The 2,084-nt window shown below is 58.3% G+C and carries 2 protein-coding genes; one reads left to right on the top strand and one right to left on the bottom strand.

Going from position 1 to position 2,084, the window contains the following annotated elements; translation table 11 throughout:
• Positions 1-1,282: ClC family H(+)/Cl(-) exchange transporter (locus ACT84W_RS07670; protein ID WP_444328772.1), on the top strand; the 1,282-nt coding region annotated here is incomplete at its 5' end.
• Between the two features lie 130 nt (positions 1,283-1,412).
• Here ACT84W_RS07670 and ACT84W_RS07675 read toward each other — a convergent pair.
• The coding region (locus ACT84W_RS07675) for an NAD(P)/FAD-dependent oxidoreductase (protein WP_444328773.1) at positions 1,413-2,084 on the bottom strand (672 nt) is incomplete at its 5' end.

The raw sequence follows: 2,084 nt of genomic DNA on the forward strand, positions 1-2,084 counted from the left end.
CATTGACCGCATGGATATGCCCTGGCATCGCGTGATCGCCGCCAAGTTCGTTGAGGGGACCGCTTGCGCCTTCGCCGGCCTCTCTATGGGCCGCGAGGGCCCGAGCGTTCAGCTGGGCGGCATGGCCGGCAAAGCCGTCTCAAAACTGTTCAGGCGCAAGAGGGGAGAAGAGCGCCTCCTCGTGACTTGCGGCGCCGCCGCCGGAATGTCCGCTGCGTTCCATGCTCCGCTCACCGGGGTGCTCTTCGCCTTAGAGGAGATCCACAAGGAGTTCACGGCATCTCTCATCATCTCGGTCATGGCATCATCGCTTGTCGCGGATTACCTGATGTCCGGCGTGCTCGGCGTCGCCCCTGTCATGAGCCTCACGTTCGTGCACGACCTTCCGCATATCGACTATGCGCTCGTCGTCATCCTCGCCGTCATCTGCGGCGTGCTCGGCGCGCTCCACAACCGCGGGATGTTCGCATGCCAGGGCCTCTATGGCAGAATCAAGAAACTGAACCCGTACCTGCGGCTCGTTATCCCGTTTATGCTCGCGGGCGTGGCCGCGTTCTCATGGCCGGAGCTTATGTGCGGCGGGGACGCGATCTTCGAGCAGATCGTGAAGCCGAACGGTTTGCTGTTCGGGTCGGTCGTCGCGCTGCTGGTGGGGAAGTACCTCTTCACGACGATCTCGTTCGGGTCGGGCGCTCCGGGAGGAACGCTGTTTCCGCTGGTCGTCATGGGTGCGCTTATCGGCAGCGCGTTCGCGCTTTGCGCCAGCGGGTTCTTCGGTTTCGACATGACGTACTACCCGAACTTCGTCGCGCTCGGCATCGCCGGGCTGTTCTCGTCGGTCGTCCGCGCACCGGTTACCGGAGTGGTGCTCGTGTTCGAGCTCACGGGCTCGCTCGATGCAATGCTCTCCGTCTCGCTCGTGTCTATTATTTCCTACATGGTCGCGAATTTGACGAAGACCGACCCGTTCTATGAGCACCTGCTGTCCAAGCAGCTCGGTGTCCAGGCGGATAACCCTGCAGTGAGCGGTCTCACGGGCCAGAAGATCGTGAAGATAATCCACGTAGGCGCCGGGAGCCGCCTCGAGGGGATGAGGGTCTCTGATGTGCCGTGGCCGGACGGCTGCAGGGTCGTACTGGTTGCCCGCGCTTCTTCCGAGCTGATCCCGACCGGAGACATGAGAATCGAAGCCCTCGACGAGCTCCTCATGATCATGGATTCCGAAGCCGAGGACGACGTCACCATGAAGCTCAACCTCATGACCCGCCCGTCCCTCAAATGATCACCAACACTGAGTGATAGTCATTGGCTGCTGCTTTCTGTGACACCCATCACGCAATGACCGTCACTCAGTGTTGGTGGAATAGCTAGTTTACATAAGATATATTATCACGTATTTAATGTAGGGGATTTCAAAGGCTCGTGAGATACTCTGCTGCTCGTGATGCTGCGATCGCACCGTCCGATGTCGCGGTCACGATCTGGCGCAGATACTTAGCACGGCAGTCTCCTGCGGCGTACAAACCTGTAGTGGACGTTTGCATGAGCTCGTCGGTGATGATGTGTCCTGAGGCATCTAGCTGAACCAACTCCGCAACGGCATCGTTTTGAGGCTGCATTCCTACAAAGACGAACACGCCGAAGGAACCTTCATCGTAGGTTTCCTTGTAGGTCTCGCCATTTGCCGTGTTCTGAATCGTGATCGAACTTGGGAGCTCGTCGCCGGCAAGACTGAGGATCCTTGTGTTGTACCGGAGCTCAACGTTGTCGGCATCCTGAAGTTTCTGTTGCAGTGATTTCTGTGCGCGCATGTGATCTTTTCTTACAAGCAAGACGACTTTTGAGGCAAAACGAGATAAAACAAGAGCTTCCTCGGCAGCAGTGTTCCCTCCTCCGCATACGAACACTAGTTTTTTTCTGTAGAACATCGCGTCGCAGGTCGCGCAATACGAGACCCCACGTCCCGTAAAACGGGTTTCTCCGTCAAATCCAGCCTGCCGCGGAGCCGATCCGGAGGCCCAGATAACCATTCGAGACGTCGTCGGGCCGTCATGCGTAGCGATTGAGAATGCTCCGTCCGGTCG

The sequence above is a fragment of the Paratractidigestivibacter sp. genome, from assembly GCF_052362415.1.
Lineage (GTDB): Bacteria > Actinomycetota > Coriobacteriia > Coriobacteriales > Atopobiaceae > Paratractidigestivibacter.